The organism is Candidatus Eisenbacteria bacterium, from assembly GCA_018831195.1.
GTDB lineage: Bacteria > Eisenbacteria > RBG-16-71-46 > CAIMUX01 > JAHJDP01 > JAHJDP01.
This window is the reverse complement of sequence record JAHJDP010000118.1, coordinates 78503-103525: the sequence shown is the minus strand read 5'-3', so window position 1 is coordinate 103525 and position 25023 is coordinate 78503. Positions and strand designations below refer to the sequence as shown.

The 25023-nt window shown below is 54.0% G+C and carries 23 protein-coding genes; 13 read left to right on the top strand and 10 right to left on the bottom strand.

Annotation, left to right across the window (positions count from 1 at the left end; all coding sequences use genetic code 11):
• Nucleotides 1–5: 5 nt before the first annotated feature.
• The 6 genes from mnmE to rpmH are packed head-to-tail and all read right to left on the bottom strand — an operon-like array spanning nt 6 to nt 5293.
• Nucleotides 6–1451 carry a tRNA uridine-5-carboxymethylaminomethyl(34) synthesis GTPase MnmE gene (gene mnmE, locus KJ970_20610; GenBank protein ID MBU2693328.1) on the bottom strand — a complete coding sequence of 482 codons (1446 nt, stop codon included), beginning with the start codon at nt 1449–1451 and terminating at the stop codon, nt 6–8.
• Nucleotides 1420–2703, bottom strand: a complete 1284-nt coding sequence (locus tag KJ970_20605) for a Jag N-terminal domain-containing protein (protein ID MBU2693327.1) — start codon at nt 2701–2703, stop codon at nt 1420–1422. The genes mnmE and KJ970_20605 overlap by 32 nt, the downstream gene beginning before the upstream one ends.
• Nucleotides 2681–4438 carry a membrane protein insertase YidC gene (locus tag KJ970_20600; GenBank protein ID MBU2693326.1) on the bottom strand — a complete coding sequence of 586 codons (1758 nt, stop codon included), beginning with the start codon at nt 4436–4438 and terminating at the stop codon, nt 2681–2683. The genes KJ970_20605 and KJ970_20600 overlap by 23 nt, the downstream gene beginning before the upstream one ends.
• Nucleotides 4431–4742 carry a membrane protein insertion efficiency factor YidD gene (gene yidD / locus KJ970_20595; GenBank protein ID MBU2693325.1) on the bottom strand — a complete coding sequence of 104 codons (312 nt, stop codon included), beginning with the start codon at nt 4740–4742 and terminating at the stop codon, nt 4431–4433. Before yidD ends, KJ970_20600 begins: the two co-directional genes overlap by 8 nt.
• A gap of 11 nt (nt 4743–4753) precedes the next feature.
• On the bottom strand, nt 4754–5125 hold the full coding sequence (gene rnpA, locus KJ970_20590) for a ribonuclease P protein component (protein ID MBU2693324.1): 372 nt from the start codon (nt 5123–5125) through the stop codon (nt 4754–4756).
• Nucleotides 5126–5149: 24 nt separating this feature from the next.
• The gene (gene rpmH, locus KJ970_20585; GenBank protein ID MBU2693323.1) at nt 5150–5293 is read right to left on the bottom strand and encodes a 50S ribosomal protein L34; all 144 of its coding nucleotides are present in this window, start codon (nt 5291–5293) and stop codon (nt 5150–5152) included.
• A 526-nt stretch (nt 5294–5819) separates the two neighbouring features.
• Here rpmH and dnaA point away from each other — a divergent pair.
• From dnaA to KJ970_20535, 10 genes are all read left to right on the top strand, one after another.
• Nucleotides 5820–7289, top strand: a complete 1470-nt coding sequence (gene dnaA, locus KJ970_20580; GenBank protein ID MBU2693322.1) for a chromosomal replication initiator protein DnaA — start codon at nt 5820–5822, stop codon at nt 7287–7289.
• Between the two features lie 531 nt (nt 7290–7820).
• Nucleotides 7821–8933, top strand: coding sequence for a DNA polymerase III subunit beta (dnaN, locus tag KJ970_20575; protein MBU2693321.1), 1113 nt, complete (start codon nt 7821–7823; stop codon nt 8931–8933).
• 30 nt (nt 8934–8963) lie between these two features.
• Nucleotides 8964–9260, top strand: a complete 297-nt coding sequence (locus tag KJ970_20570; protein ID MBU2693320.1) for a DUF721 domain-containing protein — start codon at nt 8964–8966, stop codon at nt 9258–9260.
• Nucleotides 9261–9274: 14 nt separating this feature from the next.
• Entirely contained in the window at nt 9275–11395 is a 2121-nt protein-coding gene (gene gyrB, locus KJ970_20565) for a DNA topoisomerase (ATP-hydrolyzing) subunit B (GenBank protein MBU2693319.1), read from the top strand.
• Between the two features lie 69 nt (nt 11396–11464).
• Entirely contained in the window at nt 11465–14002 is a 2538-nt protein-coding gene (gene gyrA / locus KJ970_20560; protein MBU2693318.1) for a DNA gyrase subunit A, read from the top strand.
• A 68-nt stretch (nt 14003–14070) separates the two neighbouring features.
• Nucleotides 14071–17433, top strand: coding sequence for an isoleucine--tRNA ligase (gene ileS, locus KJ970_20555; GenBank protein MBU2693317.1), 3363 nt, complete (start codon nt 14071–14073; stop codon nt 17431–17433).
• 55 nt (nt 17434–17488) lie between these two features.
• Nucleotides 17489–18016 (top strand): class IV adenylate cyclase, encoded by a 528-nt coding sequence (locus KJ970_20550; protein MBU2693316.1) that lies wholly within the window; start codon nt 17489–17491, stop codon nt 18014–18016.
• A 185-nt stretch (nt 18017–18201) separates the two neighbouring features.
• Entirely contained in the window at nt 18202–18636 is a 435-nt protein-coding gene (locus KJ970_20545) for a GNAT family N-acetyltransferase (GenBank protein ID MBU2693315.1), read from the top strand.
• Nucleotides 18633–19265, top strand: coding sequence for a SagB/ThcOx family dehydrogenase (locus KJ970_20540; protein MBU2693314.1), 633 nt, complete (start codon nt 18633–18635; stop codon nt 19263–19265). The genes KJ970_20545 and KJ970_20540 overlap by 4 nt, the downstream gene beginning before the upstream one ends.
• Nucleotides 19266–19278: 13 nt before the next feature.
• Nucleotides 19279–20085, top strand: a complete 807-nt coding sequence (locus tag KJ970_20535; GenBank protein MBU2693313.1) for a metallophosphoesterase — start codon at nt 19279–19281, stop codon at nt 20083–20085.
• 36 nt (nt 20086–20121) lie between these two features.
• On the opposite strand, the gene KJ970_20530 is transcribed toward KJ970_20535, so the two are convergent.
• On the bottom strand, nt 20122–20892 hold the full coding sequence (locus KJ970_20530) for an NAD-dependent protein deacylase (protein ID MBU2693312.1): 771 nt from the start codon (nt 20890–20892) through the stop codon (nt 20122–20124).
• Between the two features lie 351 nt (nt 20893–21243).
• Here KJ970_20530 and KJ970_20525 point away from each other — a divergent pair, with 351 nt between their 5' ends.
• From KJ970_20525 to KJ970_20515, 3 genes are all read left to right on the top strand, one after another.
• Nucleotides 21244–21705, top strand: a complete 462-nt coding sequence (locus KJ970_20525; GenBank protein MBU2693311.1) for a GyrI-like domain-containing protein — start codon at nt 21244–21246, stop codon at nt 21703–21705.
• Between the two features lie 150 nt (nt 21706–21855).
• The gene (locus KJ970_20520) at nt 21856–22632 is read left to right on the top strand and encodes an SRPBCC domain-containing protein (GenBank protein ID MBU2693310.1); all 777 of its coding nucleotides are present in this window, start codon (nt 21856–21858) and stop codon (nt 22630–22632) included.
• 75 nt (nt 22633–22707) lie between these two features.
• The gene (locus KJ970_20515) at nt 22708–23292 is read left to right on the top strand and encodes a NifU family protein (protein ID MBU2693309.1); all 585 of its coding nucleotides are present in this window, start codon (nt 22708–22710) and stop codon (nt 23290–23292) included.
• Nucleotides 23293–23413: 121 nt separating this feature from the next.
• Here the strand turns inward: KJ970_20515 and KJ970_20510 are convergent, their stop codons facing one another.
• From KJ970_20510 to KJ970_20500, 3 genes are read right to left on the bottom strand one after another with little or no spacing between them, the layout of a single operon-like run.
• Nucleotides 23414–24175: a sulfite exporter TauE/SafE family protein gene (locus KJ970_20510; GenBank protein MBU2693308.1), complete on the bottom strand. Its 762-nt coding sequence runs from the start codon at nt 24173–24175 to the stop codon at nt 23414–23416.
• Complete coding sequence (locus KJ970_20505) at nt 24172–24540, bottom strand: hypothetical protein (protein MBU2693307.1); 369 nt, start codon at nt 24538–24540, stop codon at nt 24172–24174. Before KJ970_20505 ends, KJ970_20510 begins: the two co-directional genes overlap by 4 nt.
• A gap of 60 nt (nt 24541–24600) precedes the next feature.
• Entirely contained in the window at nt 24601–24906 is a 306-nt protein-coding gene (locus KJ970_20500; protein ID MBU2693306.1) for an NUDIX domain-containing protein, read from the bottom strand.
• Between the last annotated feature and the right edge of the window lie 117 nt (nt 24907–25023).

The window sequence follows — 25023 nt, the reverse complement described above, 5'->3', positions numbered from 1 at the left end:
AATATTTATTTTCCAATACAGAAGCGGGAGAATATCGTTTCCATCAGCTCCGCGGACGGATCGCGACCCAAGATTCCGCCGAAAGACTGGACTGCCTCGCCGATTTCATAGCTGATCAGCTCAGGTAATTCTTTGTTTTCCAATAAGTTTCCCGCAACGCTTAGGTGGCGGGCGGCCCGCGCCAGATCTTCCCGCTGGCGCAAACTCAGTAAAATCTCCTCATGCGGAGCACCCCGTAGCCGCTTTGCAATCGCTTCGCGGACCTGGTCCATTCCAGCTCCCGTACGCGCGGAAACGGCCAAGGCGTCTTCGGGTTGATGTTTTTCCCATTCAGGATGCCAGGGGAGATCGGACTTATTTAAAAGTATCAATGTGTCGGCCTTTTCCGTCTCATTCTTATGCGCTCCTGTGAGTTTGGCTTCCGGCGACTGACTGATATCCAGCACCTCTAGGACAAGGTCGGCCGATTGGCGCTCTTCGCGGGACCGTCGTGTACCCTCCGCCTCGGAGCGGCTCGACGGCGAGCGAATCCCTGCTGTATCGACAAGGGTCACCGGAATTCCTTCCACCTCGAGGATGCCCTCCAGGGTATCCCGCGTCGTTCCCGGCTCTTCGGTGACAATCGCGCGATCCCGATTCAGCAAAGCGTTGAACAATGACGACTTCCCGACATTGACCGTCCCCGCGAGAACGCACCGGTATCCACTCAACAACAGGTCAGATCGGCCGGCCTGCCGATGGAGCGCTTCTACCTGCTCCCTCAGCCGGGTCAATTCAATGCTTGTCGGCGGATGCTCTTCGCCGCGGCCCCCGGACACTTCGGCGAAGTAACCCTCGCGAATCCTCGGCTCGTCGTCGCCGACGTTTTCTGGAAACTCAATCGCCGCCTCGAGGCGGGATTGAATCATGAGCCCCTCTTCATAAATCGGTTCCAGCCGTTCCCGCAAACGCCCTTTTAATAATCTCAAGGCAGCGCGATGCGCGGCTCGTCCGCAGGAATTTATCAATGCGGCGACAGCCTCGGCCTGGCTGAGATCCATCCGTCCGTTCAGAAAAGCGCGTTTGGTAAACTCCCCGGGTCGTGACGGCCGGGCGCCATAGCCTATGAGCGCGTTGAGGATATACCCGGCGGATGGCCCCCCATGGCAGGAAATCTCAACCAGGTCTTCACCTGTATAACTTCTGGGGGATCGGTAAAGGGTGACGACGACTTCGTCGAGCTCTTCGTCGCCGTCTGTTATCCATCCGGTCACAGCTCGGCCGCCGGGGAGATCAGCGAGCTTTTTTCTTCCCCGGAAGAGATCGTCACAAAGATAGATGGCCCGTGGCCCGGAAACCCGGACAATAGCCACGGCCCCGTGCCCCGGGGCCGTAGCGATTGCGGTTATCGTATCGGTTGGCACACCGTGTAATGGGGATTTATTCCTCGTCGGCTTTTTGAGCTCCGCCATTCTCGTCCTCACGAGGCCGGATGCTCGGCTTCCGATTCGGTGTTCCCCGAGTCTCCCGGCGCTGGCGCATATCATTTGATTCCTGTCGCCGCCCGCCGCTGTATCCGGATCCGGCAAAGCCGCGGCTTGGAGAAAGAAACTCTGTGCTGCCGCCTGATGATCTACGATGCCGGTTTTGCTGAGGCTGCCTCATCCACTCGCGCCCAACAGCGCTTTCGGGCGCCGGCGGGATACCGCGGGAATCTTCCGGTTGTTCGGTTTCCCATCGGGAGGTATCAGGGTGGGGGGTGTCGGGGCGAGAGGTATTGGAATTGTTAGTTCGGAGGTTTCGGCTGAATGAGGAGTATCCCTCTTCATAACTGTTCCGGTTGTCATATCGATCCCGCTCGGGGGGTTGCCGGTCTGGGGTGTGGCGCTCGGGGGGTTGCCGGTCTGGGGTGTGCCGGTCGTGGTGCTCCCCGCGGTCATACCGGCCCCGTTCGCGGTCACCATCGCCACGGTCATATCGTCCTCGTTCGCCATCGCTGCGATCGTAAGATTCCCGGTAGCCGCCACTGCGACCCCGCCCATCCCGTTCCCGGCCTTCAGATGCCGGTCCAACAGCGATTTTTCTATGCATTCCCTCGCCAAGCGCACGGGCTTGAACATAAGGAATCTCGGCCAACGCCGAATGAAAAATTCTTCTCTCGCCGACGGTAAGCGGCTCTGAAAGAACCTCCCGCCGCTGGCTGAGGGCCACACTCGCTAATTCGCGCGCTTTGGCTTCCAGATAGAGCCGGCGGCGTTCTCTGTAACCGGATACATCGACAGTGATAAAGAGCGGGCCCTCGCCGCCCGCGACCACGCGATGAACGATGTGCTGCAGCGCCTCGAGTGTCTCTCCTCTGCGGCCGATGAGGAGGCCATCCGCGCCCTCGCTTGTAATTTCAATACGGTAATTCCCATCATTTCCATTCATAGAAACGTCGGCGTCGATTTCCATCAATTGAAGGATCTCCGCCGTGACTTCCTTGAGCTTTTGTTCGCGTGTATCGCGGGCCCTTACACGAACCCTTGCGCTCTTCCCTCGAATCCGGCCCATGAGTCCGGAACCGCCAACATCCAGAACTTCGACTTCGGCATCTTCCTTGCGAATTCCCAGCTCTTCAATTCCGCGCTGGACGGCTTCATCTAAAGTCTTCCCCTGTGATATGACCTCTTTCTTTTCGCTGAGGCCTCCATGTTCTTCATCATCCCTTGGATGCAACTGCATAATCCCTCCTTTCAGCACCTTTCCCTGAAGAAACCGGCTTGTCGCCTCGTTTAATCCAAAGCTGCTGAATTACAGAAACAACATTGTTTACCGTCCAGTAGAATACGAGTCCGGACGGAAGATTGTAGAAGAAGAAAAGAAACATAATCGGCATTATCATTGCCATCGTCGCTTGTCGCGGGTCCGTCGGTGTCAACTTTTGCTGCCAAATCATAGTTGCCGTCATGATGACCGGTAATGGATTTATCGGTACACCCATGATATTTCCAACATTATCGGGAAGCGAGAGATCCTTGATCCAAAAAACAAACGGCGCCTTTCTCATCTCGATTACATTGTACAAAACACTATAGAGCGCGAAAAAGATCGGCATCTGAAGGACCATTGGAAGACAGCCGCCAACCGGGTTGATGCTGTGCTCTTTATAAAGCGCCATCATCGCTTTTTGCTTCTTTTGTGGATCGTCCTTGTACTTTTTGTTGATCTCGTCCATCTCCGGCTTGACGAGTTGCATTTTCTTCATCGAGTTGAGGCTCTTCTTTGTCAGCGGATACATTAATATTTTGGCCAGAACAGAAACGATAAGAATAACGATGCCGTAATTCGGAATGACCTTATATAATGTCGTCATGCACCACAGGACCAGCCTGCTGATGGGGATGATCGGCTTCATCCCAAGGTCGACGGCCCGCTCCAGCCCGACACCGAGGGCCTGCAATTCATTGTGTTTCAACGGCCCGAGATAGACCATGAAGTTGCGCGCGACGGTGCCGTCGAGGTCCACCGGAACAATCAATTGGGTCCGTGCAATGTTCCTGCCTGAGTTTCTTTCGGTCCGCACCCGGGCGTCGAGCGCGTTCTCTGGAATGATGGCGCCGAGAAAATATTTATCCCTCACCCCCGCCCAATGGATCATCCCGTCGTGGTTCTCAAACTCCCACTGATCTTTTTTTCCGCCGCCCCCGCTGCAACCCATTCCCCGCATCGAGGCGCCGCCATCTTTGACAAAATCCTTCCCGATCAAGGCCACGGAGGCCATACCGGCCTGGTCATACGCAGGTTTCACTTCCAGTAACGGCATCCCCTCGCCCCAGTTGATTCCATACCGGGCCGCTCCGTCGCCATTGGGGATTCCGGAGGCCTTCAACTGCAAACGGAAGGCGAGGCTGTCGGGGTGAAAGAGATAGGTCTTTGTTACGCGAACCCCATTGGCATCCTCGGCGGAAAATTCCACGCGGGTCATGCCGCCCGATTTCCGTGTTTCTACGTGAAATTCGGTTTCCGCCAGATCCAGGATACCATCCGGTGTTTCGATCGTAAGACCCAGCACACCCTTCTCTTCATCGCGGATCAGGTTGGCCGGCTGATTTTCGGCATCGGTATACTCGGCCAGGATAAAACTCGATACGACGCCTCCCCGGCGGCTCAATGTGGCTTGATATTTGGCGCCTGCGATGGTGATCTCTTCGGGCTCGTTGGCTGTGAGAAGCTGGTTTACCATCTCCTCTGACGGAGCGGCGGCGGCCATCGAGTCGAAGGTGCCGCTCGCCGGTTCTGTGGTCACCGCCGAAAGATCGGGCGACCCCGACCGGGTGCCGGACGCCGGCACGGAGGTGGAATCCGACATTTCCGTTATCGCGGTTCTAACAGGACCCTGCTTTGGTCCAAAAAGCCGGTCGGATACAAATAACACGAGGATGGCCAATACCATGGCCAGCCAAAGCCTTTTATCCATTATGCGCGCCCTTTGCGTTTTTTATTTCATCCTTGAATGGAACAGGGTCATATCCGTCACCGCCCAGAGGATGACACCTGAGGATCCTTTTCGTTGTCAGCCAGCCGCCTCGGATCGCGCCATGCATCCTTATGGCATCCAGCCCATATTGTGAGCAGGTCGGCATATACCGGCATGAAGCGGGAATCCAGGGGGATACGATTTTCCGATAAACTATAATGAGAAGGATCAAAATCTCTGACCCGATTGATCCGCGTGTCTTAACTTGATGCCTTCTATCCAGCTGGCTCTTTTTGATATTCATTACCGTTCGCGCTAGGCCGGGCGGTTATCAATCTCTGTATCCGTACGCAGGATTCCCGCCACTTTTAGAATTCTTTTCATTTCATCCCGCACGACTTGCATCTTCACTGTTGCACAGGTGGCGCGGGCTATGAAGGCGATGTGTACGTCTTCTTCTCTAAGATCTACGCCAAGGGTTCGAAAAGCTTCACGCAAAATACGCCTTGCGCGGTTTCTCCGTACGGCGGAACCGACTCTTCGGCTTGCCACAAACGCCAACATCCCGGGTGATTCACCGGTGCGACGGATCATAACGACGAGATTCACTCCGTGGTAGGCTCGGCCTTCCTCGTAGAGCTTTTGGAAATCCCGGCGTTTGCGAAGAGTGCTAGTTATTCCGGCCATGGAGTTCTGGCCGCATGGCAACCATTAAGATACGGAGACGCGTGCGCGTCCTTTTCTCCGACGACGATTCAAAACACCACGACCCGCCTTTGTGCGCATCTTGCTTCGAAAGCCGTGTACTTTTCTTTTACGCCGATTATGGGGCTGAAATGTTCGTTTCAACGTCAACTCTCCTCAATAGTGAATGGCCTTCCCTAAAAAATAGAGTCCTCTCTGAATGTGTTTATGACTATTTGAATGATGCTAGAGGAGATCGGGCCGGCCGGTCAACCCCTTATCTCTCCGAGTCCCCTCCTGCAGACCTTACAAGTCACCGCTCGCACAGTGCTGAAGAGCGCTTTTTAATTCTTTTTTCTGTAATCACTAGATTCGAATTGCGACGCCATATCGCGGGTGATATTCTGCTTCAGCCTTGCCAAATAAGTCATTGTTTACAAGTAGTAAAGCGAAGATACAGACAGTGGCCCATTCGGCAAGGCATGATGGCCCTTTGGTTCGACACCCGGGCCGGACGCCTGTGGAAAACCACTTCCGCCAAGCCGGCCCTTCTTAGGTAACAGACTACAATAAAAGAAGTTCCAGAGTTTTCAACATATGATGTGAAGAGTGTTCATATCTTATTAGGGGATCCTCGTCTCTGGAATCCAAGGGCAGGGTGGGGTGGTACGTTCCGGCTTACAGTTTGTGGAAAAGTGTGTTGATAACTAGAGGCAGGGAAGGGGAAGCTTCAGTGGAGGCTCAGTCCATCAGCACCTCGGCCTGGGGCACCGCACTGGCATGGATTAGCCAAAAGGTCCCAAGTCAAAGATTTGAAACATGGTTTTCTCCTATTCATCCTCTCGAAGCAGGGAAGGGACGAATCGTTATTGAGGTTCCCAACCCCTTCTTCATTGATTGGTTCGAGCATCACAACTTACCACTCCTAAAGGAGGCGATTACTCGCGCCTTTGGTGAAGAACTGGCGATTCAGTGGTCAGTGAACAGCAACTATTATAAGGACAGCCCTGAAACCAATTCCGGCGCTGTTGCGGCGGCCCCTGTCGACCGTCGGCCCTCGACCACTCTCCCGATTGAAATCAAAAACAGCCTTTCCTACCACCCACAAGCAGACTCGCCCCTCCGCGCCCGTTTGAATCCGCGTTACACCTTCGATAACTTCGTGGTCGGGAAGAGCAATGAATTTCCCCATGCCGCGTGCCATGCCGCCGCCAAGGATCCGGGAAGAGCCTATAACCCGCTCTTTATCCACGGGTCGACCGGGCTCGGCAAGACCCATCTCATGCAGGCGCTCGGGCACCAGATTCAGCAGCAAACCCCATCCTGCCGAATCGTTTACGTCTACTGCGAAAAATTCATGAATGAGCTGATTGAGGCGATCGCCCAGGGAAACACCGCCGGTTTCCGCGAGCGATACCGAAATCTCGATGTTCTCCTTATCGATGATATTCATTTCCTGGCTGGCAGGGAGGCGACGCAGGAGGAGTTTTTCCACACCTTCAATGCCCTTCATGACGCCCAGAAGCAAATCGTCATGACCAGCGATAGACCCCCCAAGGAGATACAGAATATCGAACAGCGGTTGATCTCCCGGTTTCATTGGGGATTGGTCACCGATATTTCGCCGCCGACCATCGAGACCCGTATGGCGATCCTCCGCCGGAAGGCGATCGCCGAGGGAATCTACCTTCCTGAGGATGTCTCCCTGCTTATATCTTCCCGGGTCATCTCCAATATCCGGACCCTCGAAGGCTCCTTGGTGAAGCTGGCCGCTCTCAGCCGTCTTCTCAACGTCGAGATTTCGGTCGATCTGGCCCAGGATGTCCTCAAAGATGTCTTAGAGCCCGGATCAACGGGAAAACTCAGTCCTGAAGATATCCAACAGCATGTGGCGCAAGTGTTTAACGTGACAGCAGAGTCCATCCGAGGCAAACGGAGAACCCAACAGGTTGCTCTCGCCCGCCAGGTTGCGATGTATCTCGTCCGACGACATACCAGCTTGACACTCAATGACATAGGGAGTTCATTCGGCCATCGGGACCACAGTACCGTTCTCCATGCTTGCGGGAAAATCGCCCGAAAAAGGGTACAGGATGACCAGCTGGAACGCGCGTTGCAAGATATCGAAGAACGCCTGACGCATCGTCCCGTCGACAACAGGCCCTAGACCCGAGTTTTGCCCATTTCCGATCTTCCTAAATGTGGACAAGTGCTGTTAACAAGCTGTTCTTAGTTTATGACTGTTGGCAGGTGGGGGTTTTTACCCATCCCGAAACAAAAACTCCACAATGCCATCCGGCTCCAAGGTCTTTTGTTTGATGGTGATGAATCGGTTGTCAACATAACCACTTTCTCTACGACGACTACTATTTTTGAATATTTAAATAGTTATAGAAGAGTGGTTGTGGAGAGTCCCCTTCACACCATGGAGGACCCTTCCTAAGGGTATTCTAACTTATTAGAATATAAAGAGTTAAGAATCATCTCCGCCTTCTCAAATGTCGCTTTTAGAGCTTTACGAGAGATAGGATTTAACCTAGACTAACCTGAGTCGGATCCACACGGATCGTCATGGCTTGATGAGCCCTTATCGAGGGTGCAAAGAGGATTTTCAAGGAGCATCCTTCCCTGGATCGACTCATTATTACACTATAAACAATTTGAGAAACCGGCAGGCGCCGGCTGTCAAGGAGGACCCATGAAACTCACCGTCAGACAGGAAAACCTTCTGGAGAGTCTTCAGGATGTGGTGTCGGTGGTGCCGTCAAAATCCACGCTGCCGATTCTCTCCACGGTTTTAATGGAGGTCAAAGACGGTAAGTTGACTCTAACGGCCACCGATTTGGATATTTCCATTCGGGCGGCGCTCGTGGAGGGGCTTCAGGTTGAGACTGAGGGAAGGATCTGTGTACCGGCTCGGAAGTTCACGGAGCTGGTGAAGGAATTAGGACCTTCAGATGTGACCCTGATGCTCGCAAAGAATGTCTTAAAGATAACATCAGGCGGAACCTACAAGATCGTCACCGCTGATCCAACCGATTTTCCTGAGATACCGAAGCTGGAGGATGCGACGACGCTGGAAATCGAATCCGGCAAACTCGAAAAATTAATTAGACGCACAAGTTACGCCGTTGCCTCGGATGAAACCCGTCCGGAACTTACCGGTGTTTATACGCAGATCTTCCCTGAAGAGATTAGAATGGTCGCAACGAATGGTCATCGCCTTGCCCAAGCGTCGATCAAAGGTGACTTTAAAGAAAAGTTAAGTTATCTCCTTCCAACGAAAGCTCTGCAGCAGCTCCTTCGAATCATGAATGATTCAAGTAAGGCTGTACGCATAACGGGATCAAAATCCTACGCCGCGTTTGAGATTAACGGGAAAACCCTCATCACCCGTCTGCTGGAAGGGCCCTTTCCGCGATATGAACAGGTCATTCCAAAGGACAACTCCTATGTTGTGAGTGCGCCGCTCCACGCTTTCAGAGCCGCGCTTCGCCGCGCTCTTGTCCTGGCTGATCCGGTCACGCGCCCGGTCAAGCTTCAGGTCGAAAAGGGCAGACTGAAGATTATTGTTGAAACCCAAAATGTCGGCGAGAGCGATGAGGAGATCGACGTTAACTATGACGGTGTGGATCTGAAAATCGGGTTCAACGGCGTCTATTTACTCGATCTTTTAAAAACAGTGGAAAGCGAAAGGGTAAACATAGCACTCGAGTCATCTACAACCGCGGGTGTTTTTACACCGGATGAAGAGTCGCCGGAAGAACCAATTCTATGTCTCGTCATGCCGCTTCGGTTGACGGATGAATAGAGGTTCTAGGATGACCAAGTAGGTTCCGGGATGGAACACATCGGAGCGGCCCTCAAAAAATTTTTAGAACAAAGCGGCCTTAAAGCGGGTATTAAGAAGCAGCACGTTTTGGATGCTTGGCCCGAAATAGTAGGGCCACAGTTCGCAAAGAAGAGCCGCCCAAAAAATATATCAGGTGGGACCCTTTGGGTTGAAGCGGCAGGTAGCAGCTGGGCCGCGCAGATAACCATGGTTCGGCGAGAGATCATAAATAAGTATAAGAAGAGATTCGGCCGATTGCCGTTTCAGGAAATTAAGACGACCGTCGGCTACTTTCCACCGGAATAACAGAGGGAAACAAGATGTCGGAGAGCCCATCAAACAGCCGGTCCGCAACCGAATCGAAAGGACCCGCTGAAAAAGGATCCTCCGGACAAGAGGTTCCGGAAAACGGTTTGAGCGCGGAGAACATACCCCGTGAGACCAAAGAAATCGAAATTATCGGCGCCGCTGATGATACAGGGGATGACAAGGAAAACGACAATGGTGGGGATGAAGAAAGCAAGACAGCGCCGGTCCCAACAGAGAATGGATACGGCGCCGGTTCAATCCAGGTATTAAAAGGACTTGAAGGCGTTCGTCTTCGTCCGAGTATGTATATTGGTTCCACCGGGACAAAAGGCCTCCATCACCTGATCTATGAGGTTGTCGATAACAGTATCGATGAAGCCCTGGGCGGCTTCTGTGACCATATCGAAGTGATTCTCGAAGCGGATGGTTCGATCACTGTTGATGATAACGGCCGCGGCATTCCAGTTGATATCCATCCTGAACAAAATAAGCCCGCCTTGGAAGTCGTCATGACAATGCTGCATGCCGGCGGCAAGTTCGATAATTCGAGCTATAAAGTCTCCGGCGGGCTTCACGGCGTCGGCGTTTCCGTCGTCAATGCCCTTTCCGAACGAATGGAAGTCCAGGTTAGCCGCGATGGGAAGATCCACCGCCAGCGTTATGAGCGCGGTGAAGCGACAACACCCCTGGAAATAATCGGCCGCACCAATAGAACAGGCAATCGGACCACCTTTTTCGCCGACAGAAAGATTTTCGAAGAAATCGTCTACTCCGTCGATACCGTCGCCCATCGGCTGAGAGAATTGGCTTTCTTAAATCGCGGAATCGAGATTGTTCTTAAAGATCTCCGCGACCCCGAGTCCCCGACCGAAGAGATGTTTAAATATGAGGGCGGGATTGTCGAATTTGTCCGTTACCTGAATGAAAACCGGACGCCGCTTCACAACGACCCGATATATATTTTTAAAGAAAAAAACGGATTTGTTTTGGAACTGGCGTTCCAATACACCGACGGGTATACCGAAACGATTCTTTCTTATGTTAACAATATCAATACCCTCGAGGGTGGAACCCACCTCATTGGTTTTAAGTCCGCGCTGACACGCGTTCTTAACACTTTCGGCTCTAAAGAGGGATTGCTTAAAAACCAAACCCTCTCCGGTGAGGATGTTCGCGAGGGGATGACGGGTATTCTAAGTGTTAAGCTTGTTAACCCTCAATTCGAGGGGCAGACAAAAACAAAGCTTGGCAACTCAGAGGTCAAAGGCCTCGTCGAATCAGCTGTCGGTGAAGCGCTCACGGAATACCTCGAAAGTTACGGTTCGATTGCGAAGCGTGTTATTGAGAAGGCTGTCTCCGCAGCTCGGGCCCGCGATGCGGCGCGAAAGGCCCGCGAATTGGCGCGCCGGAAAACAGTCCTCGACAGCGGGTCGCTCCCCGGAAAATTGGCTGATTGTTCCGAAAGAAATCCTGAAAAGACAGAATTGTATATTGTTGAGGGCGATTCAGCCGGCGGTAGCGCAAAGATGGGGCGCGACCGGCGATATCAGGCCATCCTTCCGCTGAGAGGAAAGATTCTCAATGTAGAAAAGGCTCGTCTCGACCGAGCCCTGGCAAGCGAAGAGATCCGCACATTAATTACGGCTATTGGGGCGGGATTCGGCCAAGAGGAATTTGATGTCGGAAAGGCTCGCTATCACAAAATCATTATCATGACCGACGCCGATGTGGACGGATCGCATATCAGAACCCTATTGTTGACTTTTTTCTTCAGATATATGAAAGAGCTGATTAGTGAGGGGTATGTCTATATTGCGCAGCCGCCGTTGTTCAAAATAAAAAAGGGCAAGAAAGAAGTTTATGTCTATACCGATCGGCAGAAAGACATGGCCATAGAGGAAATGGGCCAGCAAGGCGTGAATCTTCAGCGATACAAAGGTCTGGGGGAAATGAACCCCGACCAGCTATGGAACACGACAATGGATCCTGAAACCCGGACCCTTCGTCAAATTTCTTCAGACGACGCCGCGGAGGCGGATCGGATCTTCACCATCCTCATGGGAGAACAGGTGGAGCCAAGGCGCAATTTCATTGAACAAAACGCGCTTCTTGTAAAAAACCTCGATATCTAATAGACGGACCAATCGGGCGGCTGGTGTTGATACCGGCCGAAGCCGCAATGGAGAGCAACGGAGTCGAATATGGAGAACATTATACCGGTCGCCATCGAAGAGGAAATGAAATCCTCCTACATCGATTATGCAATGAGCGTTATCGTTTCACGCGCGATCCCTGATGCAAGAGACGGATTAAAGCCGGTGCAGCGCCGGATTCTTGTGGCGATGAATGATTTGGGCCTTCACTACAATCGGGGCTACCGCAAATCTGCGAAGATTACCGGTGATGTGACGGGCAATTATCATCCACACGGAACCCTCGCCGTTTATGACACAATGGTGAGAATGGTTCAGGATTTCTCCCTGCGTTATCCTCTGGTCAACGGGCAGGGTAACTTCGGTTCGATCGACGGCGATTCAGCGGCGGCGGAACGGTATACCGAAGCCCGCATGACATTGTTCGCAGATAATATGCTATTAGATATCGACAGCAAGACGGTGGATTTCCGTCCGAACTACGATGAGACGCGCGAAGAGCCGGATGTGTTGCCGGCGCGGCTGCCGAATCTGATCCTTAATGGCGCGGCCGGCATCGCCGTGGGAATGGCGACCAATATTCCTCCCCATAACTTTGGTGAGATCGTAAGGGCGCTGTATCTCCTGGCTGACAACCCTGAATGCTCGATCGATGAACTCATGGAGCATGTTAAGGGTCCCGATTTTCCGACGGCGGGTATCATCGTGGGGCGCCAGGGAATTCGATCCTGTTATGAGACAGGCCGCGGCCTTATTATGGTTCGCGCGCGGGCCAATATCGAAGAGATCCGCCCGGGACGGATGGCGGTGATCGTGACCGAGATTCCCTATCAGGTAAACAAAACATCTCTCATTGAGAAAGCGGCGAGCCTTGTCCACAGCGGCCATATAACCGGGATCACCGATATCCGCGATGAATCCGACCGCGAAGGGATCCGCATTGTCTTTGAACTGCACCGCGACGCGCAGCCGCAAGTCGTGCTGAACCAGTTGTATAAGCATACACAAATGCAGACGACCTTCGGGGCTAATGTTCTGGCGCTTGTAAAAGGCCGGCCGAAGACGCTCAACCTAAAGGAGATGTTGCAGGTATTTCTCGATCATCGCGAAGAGGTGATTACACGCCGAACGCAATTCGATCTCGATCAGGCCGAAGAGCGCGCCCATATCCTCGAGGGATTGAAACGGGCCTTGGACGATATCGACCGGGTCATTGAGATCATTCGAAGCAGCCGGGAAGTCGCCGAGGCCAAAGCCAATCTGATGTCGGAGTTTTCGCTCAGCGACCGGCAGGCTCAGGCGATTCTTGAGATGCGCCTGCAGCGGCTCGTCGGGCTGGAGAGGGAGAAGCTCGAAGAGGAGTACCTCGAGACAATCAAGCGGATCGAGGAGTACAAATCGATTCTCGGCAACAGGGCGAAAGTCTTTGCGATCATCAAACAAGAACTAACAGAGGCTGATGAGATCTTCGGGGATGAACGGCGGACGGAGATCACCGCCGCGGCGGCCTCCGAGATCGACATAGAGGATCTTATCCCGCAAGAGGATATGATCATCACCATCAGTCATAAGGGGTACATCAAGCGCGCTTCTTATGGCAGCTACCGGAGTCAGCGACGGGGTGGGCGCGGCTTGACAGGGGCCAAGCTTGGCGATGAAGACTTTCTCGAGCATGTCTTTGTGGCCAATACACATAGCTACATTCTTTTCTTCACTGATAGCGGGCGGTGTTACTGGCTGAAGGTGTATGAAATTCCCGAGGGAAGCCGGTATGCCAAAGGCCGGTCGATCATGAGCCTGGTCGGGATCGGTCAGGATGAGACTCTCGCCGCTTTTGTCCCGGTGAAAGATTTTGAGGGGGACCGCTTTATCCTCACCGCCACGCGCCGCGGGAAAGTGAAGAAGACGGCCCTTCAGGCCTATTCATATCCGCGCAAGGGCGGCGTCGCCGCGACCGGTCTCGAGCCGGGGGATGAAGTCATCAGCGCCGTTTTGACCGAGGGCGACACCGAGGTGATTCTCACGACGAAGTATGGAAAGGCGAATCGCTTTTCAGAACAGCAGGTTCGGACAATGGGCCGGACCGCCGCCGGTGTCCGTGGCGTCCGGTTTGCCCGGGAGGACGATGAAACGGTAGCGATGGTTGTCCTTCGGCCCGAGGTGGAATCCCTCCTCCTTGTGACAGAGGAAGGGTATGGAAAGAGAACGCGGATCACCGATTTTCCAACGCATAACCGCGGCGGCCAAGGGGTTAGAGCGCTTCGTTTGACGGACAAGACCGGCGCGGTCGTCATGGTCTTGGCGCTGGATGGAGAGCCCGAGGTCGTGGTAATGACGGCCGGCGGGATGGTTATCCGTCAAAAATCGAGCGAGGTGCGCCGGATGGGGCGCGATACGCAAGGTGTGAAACTGGTGAATCTTGTCGAAGGCGATCGTGTCGTGGATATGACGCAGCTTCGGGAAGATGTGAGCGCGCATGATGCCGACGAATCCAGCGAGGCTGATAACGAAGACAAAGGAAGCAACGGAGGCAATGGCAACGGCGTCCTCGATGTCATCGAGGACGATGGTCCAGGGGCCGTATAAGCCGATGTGTCATTGGAAGGGGTTAGGGCAAGAGCGGTATGGGACGTGATACAGGCAGCAGCGACAAGATGACGGGGCGGTTCCGAGCCGTCGATCCAAAAATCGATTTTGTGAAACTTGAACACAAGGTTCTCGAGATCTGGAAAGATAAGGATTTTTTCAGGCGGCTGGTGGAACGGAACGAAAGCGGTCCCCGCTGGTCCTTTATCGACGGGCCGGTAACGGCGAACAATCCCATGGGCGTCCACCATGCCTGGGGCCGAACGTATAAAGACGCCATCCAGCGGTATATGGCGATGCGCGGTTATCACCAACGGTATCAAAACGGATTTGATTGCCAGGGGCTCTGGCTCGAGGTGGAAACCGAGCGGGAGCTCGGGTTTAAAAATAAAAGCGATATTGAGAATTTTGGACTCGATAAATTCAGCCGGGCCTGCCGCGCGCGGGTTGAGAAGTTTTCCGGTGTCTGGACGGAGCAAAGCATCCGTCTTGGGCAGTGGATGCATTGGGATGATTCCTATTATACAATGAGTGATACCAACAATGCATCTATTTGGCATTTCTTAAAAACCTGTCACGAAAAGGGATGGCTTTATCAAGGACACCACTCGATGCCGTGGTGTGTCCGGTGCGGAACATCGCTTTCGCAGCATGAGCTGACCGATACGTATCAGGATATCAAAGACACCACCGTAACCTTGCGCTTTCCGCTGACCGACGGGGACAGCGCCGGCGCATCCGCCGCCCATCCCGAATACCTCCTCGTATGGACCACGACGCCTTGGACATTAACCTCCAATGTCGCTGCCGCCGTGCATCCTGAATTGGATTATGCCAAGGTCCAGTATGAAAGCGGCCTATATTATGTCAGCACCGGCGCGCTCGAAACTGTTTTTGAAGGCAAGGAATATAAAGTAACCGGATCAGTCAAAGGGAAAGAGCTCCTTGGACGGCACTACAACGGCCCCTTTGACGACCTTCCGGTTGTTAAAGGTGTTGAGCACAAGGTGATCCCATGGGACGCGGTGAGCGATGAGGATGGTACCGGCATTGTTCACATCGCGCCGGGGTGCGGAGCTGAAGATTTTGATCTGGGTATCGAATTTGGTTTGGCCCGGCTGGAGCCGCTCGACGGGGCGGGAAACTATATCGATGGATTCGGCTGGTTGACCGGAATGAATGTTTTCGAGGTCGAGAAACAGATTCTCGATGACTTGAAAGAGAAGGGCGTGCTTTTTTCGTCGGGAAAATATACACACCGCTATCCGTTCTGCTGGCGGTGCAAAGAGAAGCTTGTCTTCCGCGTCGAGGGCGAGTGGTTTATCGGCTGCGACGAGATCCGGCCGGTGATGAAAGAAGAAGCGCTGAAGGTCGAGTGGATCCCCGAAAGCATCGGCAAGCGGACACAGGACTGGTATGACAATATGGGGGATTGGTGTATCTCCCGGAAGCGGTATTGGGGTCTTCCACTGCCGTTTTATGTCTGCCCCAAAGGACACGTGACGGTTGTCGGGAGCGTCGAAGAGTTACGGGAACTGGCCGTTGATAAGAAGCTTGTCGATAATCTGCCCGAATTGCACCGTCCTTGGATCGACGCGATCAAGATCAGGTGCCAAGGCGGGAGTGTTCCGCCGAAACCGGCTTATAGCGAAAAGCTACAGGCTCAAGAACATTGTGACGAGATCGCGACACGGATCAACGATGTCGGCGATTGTTGGCTCGACGCCGGGATTGTCGGGTTCTCAACGCTCAAATATTTTGAAGACCGGCCCTATTGGGAAAAATGGTTTCCAGCCGAAGTCGTGATCGAGATGCGGGAACAGGTCCGCCTCTGGTTCTATGCAATGATGTTCTCTTCGGTGACGCTGGAAGGTTGCTCGCCGTATAAAAAGGTCTTCGCCTATGAGAAGATCCACGATGAAAAGGGCGCACCGATGCATAAGAGCCACGGCAATGCGATCTGGTTTGATGTCGCCGTGGAAGAGATGGGCGCCGATGTCATGCGGTGGCTCTATTGCGCCGCGAACCCGAATCAAATTCTGCGCTTTGGTTATACAGCTGCAAACGAAGTCCGCCGCAACCTCATCACGCTGTGGAATGTCTATTCGTTCTTCATCACCTACGCCGGGATCGACGGATTCAATCCGGCGGCGGCGGGGGCCGTTGAGCTGAAAGCGATCAGCGACAACGGGCTCGATCGATGGATCCTGTCGGCCTATTACGCCCTTGTCGCCGAAACGCGACAGAGACTTGAAGCCTATCAGTTCGATAACCTGATGCGCGCTTCGACAACTTTTATCGATAACCTTTCGACATGGTACATCCGGCGTTCGCGCCGGCGATTCTGGAAATCCGAATCTGATGATGATAAAGGACAAGCGCACCGCACACTGTATCATGTTTTACTGGGGTATGTCCGGCTGATGGCGCCGATCATCCCATTCCTAACGGACGAGATTTACGGCAATCTGATATTGCCGTTCCGAAACGGGGACGGCGCCGCCGGCCATGCCGCGGCCATCAAGATGTTGGATCCGTCCGGTGAATCAATCCCCGAGAGCGTTCACCTCACGGGATTTCCAGAAGAGCGCCCCGATCTCGTCGATGAAAAATTAAACGAGCAGATGAAGGTTGTTCTGGATGTGGTGAGCCTGGCCCGCTTTGTACGAGAAAAGGCAAAAGTCAAGGTTCGGCAGCCGATGCGCCGGATCCGAATCTTGCCGCGCGAATCCGATGTGCCTGAGTTGAGTATTGAGCTGAAACAACAGATCGCCGAAGAGCTGAATGTAAAAGAGGTTGTCTGGGGGGCGGGCGCGATCGGCGCCGCCGCGCCGGCGGCCACCAGCCCGGATGACATCAAAGAATTCGCCGCGCCCTCCGTGAAGCTCGATTTCCGCACGCTGGGAGCAAAGGTCGGCGGCGAGATGAAGCGTCTCAGCGGAATGGTCAAAAAGGATTTGTGGACCCTATCCGGTGAACAGCTGCTGGTCGGCGAGAACCCATCCGCCCCTGACTTCCGGCTCGACCCGGGCGAATTCAGTGTCACATACGAAGGGAATGAAGGGTACGCCGTTGCGCAAGATGCGCGTTTCTTTGTGGTCTTTGATCTTTTGCTGGATCCTGAGCTGATTCGCGAGGGTTGGGCGCGAGAGGTGGTCCGCCGCGTTCAAGATATGCGTAAAACAGCGGGTTATCACGTCGCCGACCGCATTACCCTGGACTGGTCCTCCATAAGCGGCGCGGATGAAGTTAAACAAATGATGGATGAGCAAAGCGATTACATTACCAATGAAACGTTGACCGAGAGGCTGAACGAAGCGAGCCTGTCCGAGAAGACGGACAAAAGTGTGGACGCCTCTTCGGAAGTCAAGCTGGGCGAAACCGCTGAAATTTGGGTCGGCGTAAAAAAGAGCTTGCCCTCGATGCCTTGACAGCCGCGCGGAGCCGGACATCGCTTGAATGCCGGGGCTGGTGAATAGAGGTAACATGGCGCGAAATGTCGAGATTAAGGCCCGATGCGTCGATCCGGCGCGCTGCCGTCAATTGGCCGAACGTTTTTCTGATAAGGGTCCGGAAATTCTCAGCCAGGTCGATACCTTTTTCTATTGCAACGAAGGCCGGCTGAAGCTGCGCGAATTCGAAGACGGGACCGGCGAATTAATACATTATCACCGCGATGACGATACCGCGCCATCCGAGTCGCGATATGTCATCACACCGATAGGTAAACCAAATCTGCTGAAGGAAGCTCTGAGCCGGGCCCTCGGCGTCCGCGCCATCGTCAAAAAAAGACGCGAAGTCTATATTTCGGGGCGCACCAGGATTCATATCGACGAGGTTGAATCACTCGGCACATTTGTCGAACTCGAAGTTGTGCTGATTGACGATGAATTGCAAACCAGCGGCATGGAAGACGCCTATCAACTCATGAAGGTTCTGGAAATCCATAAAGACGATCTTTTGGATGGGTCCTATGTCGATCTCTTGGAAGAGACATCCGGATTTGGTGATTAAACGCGGCATTTGAAATATTGTTTATGTCGTCAACCAATCGACGAAGAAATTGAAACTACACGTGGCATTTTTATAGCTATCAAATGTATTCTTTCTACGGAAAGAGCCGCGGCTGTTTGCAACCGGCCAGCCGCTCGCATGGCGGCCCCGTCTACGGCTGCAAAACGGCAACCCGGGATCGGCAAATGCAAGGGAAAGATGAAAAGATCCGGTATACGGACTCAACAATGGGAATCAGGGGCGAGGATCTCGTGGGGTTCTTTCAGGGGTGGCCGCATCCGCCCACATCCGAGACGCACCTCCTGCTCTTGAATCAAAGCGATGAAGCCGTTTTGGCCATCGAAGAAAAGACGGGGCGGGTGGTTGGATTTATTACAGCCGTGACGGATGGCGTTCTCTCCGCCTACATCCCCCTTCTTGAAGTCCTGCCGGCCTATCGCCGCCGGGGAATCGGTGGGGAGCTGGTTCGGCGGATGATCGATAAGCTGGCCGGCCTCTATATGATTGACCTTATCTGTGATAGGGAGATGCAGGCATTCTACGAACCACAGGGAATGAAACCTGCCGAGGGTATGATGATCCGCCATTACGAGTGCCAATCAGGGAGGGTTAATAAATGACGGCGAAGCCCAAGGAAAAGAAGACAAGCATGACGACGATCGTCCTGCCGAAGCCCCGCCATAAGAGCAAAATGTCTCTGGAAGAGGCTTTTCTTAAGAGAAGATCTGTGAGGGCGTACAAGGAGGATGCCTTATCCCAGAACGAGGTGTCGAATTTACTTTGGGCGGCTCAGGGCATAACGAGTTCAGACGGATTGAGAACGGCGGCGTCGGCCGGTGCACGGTACCCGCTGGAGGCCTATCTTGTTGTTGGAAATGTTGAGGATATCACCCCCGGAGTTTATAAATACGATCCCGTGAAGCATTCGCTGACGATGAGAAAAAAGGGTGACTTGCGGGGGAAACTGACCACCGCGGCGCACGGGCAGGGCATGATCCAGGAGGCGCCGGTGTCGGTGGTCCTGGCGGCGGTTTATGAGAGGACCACATCAAAGTATGAAGGGCGCGGTGTGCGATATGTCCACAATGATGTCGGGCACGCCGGTCAAAATATATGCCTTCAAGCCGTGGCCCTCGGTTTGGGTTCGGTAGTGGTTGGGGCGTTTGAAGACGATGATGTTCATAATGTCCTGGACCTCGCCAACGACGAGCGCCCGCTGTATATCATGCCGGTGGGGAAAGCCCGGTAGGCAAAATCCGACGATGCGGATCCACATATTAAGCGACCTGCATCTTGAATTCGGTCCATTTGATCTCCCCGCGGTGCAGGCGGACGTCACTGTTCTGGCGGGGGATACAGATACCGGGTTCCGTGGGATTGAATGGATCCTCCGGACAATTCCTGACCACCCCGTCATCTATATTCTTGGAAATCACGAATACTACCGGCAGACAGTGCCGAAATTTATCGATAAATTCCACGCGCGCGTTGAGGGGACCCACATCCATCTTCTTGAACAGGGAAAAGCCACCGTCGATGACACCGTATTCCTAGGATGTACATTGTGGTCCGACATGCATCTTTATGATGATCCGGCGATAGCAGAGATCTCTGCCCGCGAACGGATGAATGACTACCAACTCATCCGCAAGGAACCGAAGTACAGAAAATTGACTCCGCCGGACACAATTCTGTGGCACCGCAGGAATATCAAGTGGATGAAAAGGGAGCTGGGGGAGTTCGAGAAGAGAAATGAGCGTGGCGGGGGCGCGACGGATGGCGTTGCGGCGGGCGGAGCCGCGAAGAAGCGGCTGGTCATTGTCACCCATCACGCGCCAAGCCGCCGGTCGATCCCCAAGAAATACGGCGACGACGATTGTAATCCCGCCTACGCATCAAACCTGGATGACATGGTTCGAGAGAGCGGGGCCTCTCTGTGGATTCATGGACACCTTCATGGGGTTTCGGATTATCGGATTGGACCCACACGGGTTGTGTGTAACCCGAGGGGCTATGTTCCCCACGAGGCGGTCGATGAGTTTCAGCCCGAGCTGGTTATTGAGGTTTAAGAGCGGCCATACCCCCGAAGGCGTTGATATCCCGTGCTATTTCAACAACGCCTCGGCCAGGGCCGGCAAGTAGACTCCGGCTGGTCCTCGCAGAGAGTAATCCACCTGGTCCGACAACTTCGTCGGCTCGGGGTTAATCTCTACTGTGATTTTGCCGGCTGCGCGAGCGATGAAAATCGGCTCGAGGATATATGGAAAGAGCGCAGAAGTCCCCGCGATAACAAGGAGATCCGGAGGGTTGATATAGAAGTTCTGCCGCATCTGTTCCACCTTGTCCCGGGGAAGGATCTCGCCGAACAGAACGACATCCGGCCTGAGATGACCACCGCAGGAATTGCACACGGGCGTACGGGTTATTGAAGTCAATGTTGAGCGGTCAAGATGGCCACGTGTATCGCATCCGAGACAGACGGTGTCAAAAGTGTTGCCATGGATATCGATGATGTTACGTGTTCCCGCAAGTTGGTGAAGGCCGTCTACATTCTGTGTCAACAGGATGAACCGGGTCACATTCTTTTCTATTTTGACTAGAGCATGGTGTGCGGCGTTTGGCTTGGCCGTAAGAGATTGACGGGCGAGTTCGGCGATGACGCGCCATGTACGATCAGGATCAACAGCCAAAGTTGTCGCGGTGAGCGCATCGACTGTTTGATCCCCTTTTTCCGGGTCGTCGTAGAGGCCGCCTTTACCCCTGTACGTGGGAATTCCCGATTCCTTGGAGACGCCCGCTCCGGTAATCGCGCCGACGGATTGAAGGCCCCTTATTTCTCTCGATAATTCGCCAGGGAGTGCTGTTTCCGGACGCATGATTGCTCCGATGGCGCCATCATCTGATGGTGACCAATGATGATAACCAAGGTTAACTTACTAACAACCAGTCAATGTTCCGACGATAACCCACCGCCACCCCGGGGGCAATCCGGTGATGACTTGGTAACACCCAACATCACTCTGCAGCAAACCAATGCAAGCGCCCTGTGGTCTGCAACGATCTGGTGACACCATGTTGCATTCTAGACACTCGAAGCGAGACGAACAATTTTAATATAAAAATCGAGAATCGAGTTGTCTGATTGATAAAGTATTGTTATTGTCGGGTCTCTCGACAGTGAACGGGTATGCCGACCACACGAGGAAGACTACAGCGACGGAGGCAGTATGTCCTACGAAATAGAAATCCAGAATCATGCACCGCAGAAAGTCGTCAGCATCAGAGCGATAACGCGACCCGAAGAAATCGGTCCAACCCTGCAAGAAATTCTGCCGGAGGTGTGGAGGTACCTTCAGAAGCAAGGTGTAAATCCCGCGGGTCCGCCCTTCACATGGTATCGGGAATTTGATCGAGATCGCGTTGGTCTTGAGGCGGGCTTTCCGGTGGAATCCCCGGTGAAAGAAGAAGGGCGAATTAATCTCGGGGAACTACCCGGCGGAAAAGTTGCCGTCACGTGGCATGTCGGCTCCGTCAATCGGTTGCGCGATGCCTACACCGCGCTGGAGCAATGGTTGAAGAGCGAAGGGCAGTCACCCGCAGAGGCCCCTTGGGAGGTATACTGGTCCGACCCAAGCGGAATACCAGATCCGGAAGGCTTGAAAACCGAGATCATTCTTCCTATACAATAGCTTATATCGGCAAGGGCTGGGAATGGAGCGCGCGAACCAAAAGTCGCGCGATGGCCATGCGGCTGTATACAATGGCGATCTCGGCATCTGCTACAGCAACCAGGGCGCCATCTGCTTTATCTTCCGAGGCCAATCTAGGAGGCCCTCATCATGGAAACGAAGGAATATGTTATCCTCCTCAGGGCCACTCGTCCGACCTTTCTGAAAGATGCCTCGAATGACGAAAAGGCAACGGTCGCAGAGCATTACGAATACTGGAAGGAGCGATTTAACTCTGGAATCCTGGTGCTGGCCGGCCCCTATCTCGACCGACCCGACGGGATCATCATATTCAATGCCGCTACGCCCGAAGACGCCGCCGGGATTTTGAGACAGGATCCGGCGATATTGGCCGGTGTTTTTGAGGGAGAGTTGCACCCCTTCTATACCTCACTTCATCAGAAGGACTCGCCGCCGCAGCATGTTGAAAATCCGACAGATCGTCTCATCAGATACGAAGTTCATGTGCAGGCGACGCTCGATGAGGTTTGGAGGGCGTGGACCACAGTTGAGGGGGTGAAGAGTTTTTTTGCATTCGATGCCAGGATCGAAATGAAGATTGGCGGAGCCTACGAAATCTATTTCGATTCTGAGGAACGTGGAGGACTTCGGGGCTCTGAAGGGTGCCAGGTGTTGAGTTTCCTTCCAAAGGAAATGTTGTCCTTCAGCTGGAACGCCCCACCAGAGTATCCGGAGATCCGCGAGCGGCGCACGCGGGTCATTCTCAATTTCCGCCAGCTTCAAGATGGACGCATCCGAGTCAATCTCGCACATTATGGTTTTGACACGGGCGAGAAATGGGATGCCGTGTGGAACTACTTCAACATTGCTTGGTCGCATGTCATGGATCAATTCCTCCGGCGCTTTGCGGAGGGCCACAGAGAGTGATGTGGGCGCGTCGCCTGGCCCTATTTTGACCGGGGGAACGAATGGGGGGCGCATAGATCCAACAGGAGGAAACCCATGAAGCAGGAGAATAAGATCATGGCCCAGCCGCTGGACCAAGAGACGTGTGTCTTCACGACGACAGAACCGGTTTTCGAGAACCATTCTTTCTACTTCAGCGATCATACAAAGGCCCAGGGCTCCCCCTTGGTCGAGAAAATCTTTGAGGTCGAGGGGATCAAAGCGGTCCTCGTGGCCCATGACAAGATCACGATTACAACCGAAGGAACATCCGACTGGTATCCGGTGGCCATGCAGGTTGGCGGTAAAATCCGCGAGGCCGTTCAATCAGATGAGACGCTCGTTTCCTCCACCGTTCTGGAGGGAATGCCGCCCGAAGAAGAGATCCGCCATAAGGTGATGGAGTTGTTTGAGGGCGAAATTAACCCTACCCTGGCCGCGCATGGTGGCAGCGTGGAACTGATTGATGTTAAAGGGAATGAAATTTTTATAAAACTGGGCGGGGGGTGTCAGGGGTGCGCCATGGCCCGCCTGACACTGAAGAATGGGATTGAAAAGGGGATACGCGAGTCAGTCCCCGCCGCAGGCGCTATTCATGACACGACGGATCACGAAATCGGAGAAAATCCTTACCACAAATAGAGTCGAGTGACGCATGGCGATCACATTCTGGGCATCGCGCACGGTTTCGAACTGGACTTGTATCAGATTTAAAAACAAGGTGTTACCGGCAACGATGTACAGGCCGATGACGAGCCGGCGCTTACGGCGCAAAAATCAGGCGAGCGGCGGCGATGAGGATGGCAACGAGCAGAACCGACCGGATCCATCCCGCGCCCTTGCTCAAACCTAAATGAGTGCCGAGCCACGCGCCGGACATATTGCCGACTGATAAGATGAGCCCCGTCACCCAGTCAACCTGTCCATTTCTTGCGAAGATGATCAGGGCGGGAACGGTATAGACCAAAATGACGAGAACCTTGATCGCGTTGGCGTGCACCAGATCGTATCCACCCCAGACCACGAGCGTCGCCAAAATAAAGAACCCGATGCCGGCTTGTATAAATCCGCCGTAAAAACCAACGAGGATGAAGGCGATTCCAAGGAGCCAGGGTTTTCTTCCGGGCGCCTTTTTTGATCCCTTGATCCAACGATCAGGACTGAGGAGAACAAAAGAGCCCACGACAATCAGCACGACACCGATAATCCGTCTTAATACTTCGTCGCTGATACCAACTGCAATCGACGCCCCAACAGAGGCTGCGACCAAGGCAGGAATCGCCAGCAAGAGGCCCGCGCGAAAATGACGGACGCCCCCCTTGGCATATTTCCAAACGGCGACAATGTTTTGGAAGAGGAGGGCGACGCGGTTGGTGCCGTTGGCGACCGGAGCGGGAATGCCGAGAAAAATGAGCAGCGGCAGGGTCAGAAGCGATCCACCCCCCGCCAATGAGTTCATGAACCCCGCGACGAAGCCGACAACGAGGACCAAGATGAGTTTGGGTAGATCGTCAATGGCGTTCAATCGGTTCCCCTATCCTCCGGCAAGGCATCAGTGTCGCTGTACAGCAGGAGTTTTTCAATAGGCGGCGGATTCGGTGGTCCCGGCCATCCCAAAATCGTAAAGAGCTCCGAGAGCATCATTGCGGTGGCGCCCCAGATCATCCATCCCTCGAAAGTGAGATAGGGAATGAAAAGCTCCAACCCTTTGCGGCGCTCTAATCGCCACACGACGGATGACGATTCAAGCAGGTGATCCAGCGGCGCCTCACAGATACAGTCGACCTCGGTGGGATTGAGTTTGAGCTCAGGCGGCCTTTCGCAAAAGGCGACGATGGGATGAACCAAGAAGCCGCTGACGGGGACATGCAGGGGGGTTAACCGTCCCAAAATCGACACGCAGGCGGGATCAATGGCGACCTCTTCCTGCCCCTCTCGAAGGGCGGCCTGTTAAAATGTTTCCCCCGGCTCAACGCCTCCTCCAGGAAGGGATATTTGCCCCCTGTGGGAGTCGAGTGTTTCCGTTCGCATGGTAAGGAGAAGACGAAGTCGCTTTTCCTTTTCATAGAACAGGGCAAGTGTCGCCGCCGTCCTTGTATGAGGCGATTCCCCCCAATCCACCGCCCACCCCGGCCGAGGCCGAGGAGCCATCAACGCTTGGCCGGCGGCTCCTGGTAACGGCGCCGCCAATCGAGCCCGAAGAGTTTGGACCAGGGATGTTAATGTTATGGCTGACACAATAAGAGAATGACGCAACTCGATCTAATGGGCAAGATGAGCACATGGGCAAGATGAGCACCGCGGGTCCCGGGGCCGGACACGGGTGTAAGATGCCGTTATCGATATGACCCATGAATGAGGCCGTATCACTTG

Coding starts and splice junctions, on each gene's coding strand:
- rnpA (MBU2693324.1), bottom strand. CDS start 5,125: ATGGCCGGAATAACTAGCACTCTTCGCAAACGCCGGGATTTCCAAAAG.
- ileS (MBU2693317.1), top strand. CDS start 14,071: ATGACGGGGCGGTTCCGAGCCGTCGATCCAAAAATCGATTTTGTGAAA.
- KJ970_20600 (MBU2693326.1), bottom strand. CDS start 4,438: ATGGATAAAAGGCTTTGGCTGGCCATGGTATTGGCCATCCTCGTGTTA.
- KJ970_20545 (MBU2693315.1), top strand. CDS start 18,202: ATGCAAGGGAAAGATGAAAAGATCCGGTATACGGACTCAACAATGGGA.
- KJ970_20605 (MBU2693327.1), bottom strand. CDS start 2,703: ATGCAGTTGCATCCAAGGGATGATGAAGAACATGGAGGCCTCAGCGAA.
- yidD (MBU2693325.1), bottom strand. CDS start 4,742: ATGAATATCAAAAAGAGCCAGCTGGATAGAAGGCATCAAGTTAAGACA.
- KJ970_20540 (MBU2693314.1), top strand. CDS start 18,633: ATGACGGCGAAGCCCAAGGAAAAGAAGACAAGCATGACGACGATCGTC.
- dnaN (MBU2693321.1), top strand. CDS start 7,821: ATGAAACTCACCGTCAGACAGGAAAACCTTCTGGAGAGTCTTCAGGAT.
- KJ970_20535 (MBU2693313.1), top strand. CDS start 19,279: ATGCGGATCCACATATTAAGCGACCTGCATCTTGAATTCGGTCCATTT.
- KJ970_20530 (MBU2693312.1), bottom strand. CDS start 20,892: ATGCGTCCGGAAACAGCACTCCCTGGCGAATTATCGAGAGAAATAAGG.
- KJ970_20570 (MBU2693320.1), top strand. CDS start 8,964: ATGGAACACATCGGAGCGGCCCTCAAAAAATTTTTAGAACAAAGCGGC.
- mnmE (MBU2693328.1), bottom strand. CDS start 1,451: ATGGCGGAGCTCAAAAAGCCGACGAGGAATAAATCCCCATTACACGGT.
- KJ970_20515 (MBU2693309.1), top strand. CDS start 22,708: ATGAAGCAGGAGAATAAGATCATGGCCCAGCCGCTGGACCAAGAGACG.
- KJ970_20525 (MBU2693311.1), top strand. CDS start 21,244: ATGTCCTACGAAATAGAAATCCAGAATCATGCACCGCAGAAAGTCGTC.
- KJ970_20550 (MBU2693316.1), top strand. CDS start 17,489: ATGGCGCGAAATGTCGAGATTAAGGCCCGATGCGTCGATCCGGCGCGC.
- KJ970_20520 (MBU2693310.1), top strand. CDS start 21,856: ATGGAAACGAAGGAATATGTTATCCTCCTCAGGGCCACTCGTCCGACC.
- gyrA (MBU2693318.1), top strand. CDS start 11,465: ATGGAGAACATTATACCGGTCGCCATCGAAGAGGAAATGAAATCCTCC.
- gyrB (MBU2693319.1), top strand. CDS start 9,275: ATGTCGGAGAGCCCATCAAACAGCCGGTCCGCAACCGAATCGAAAGGA.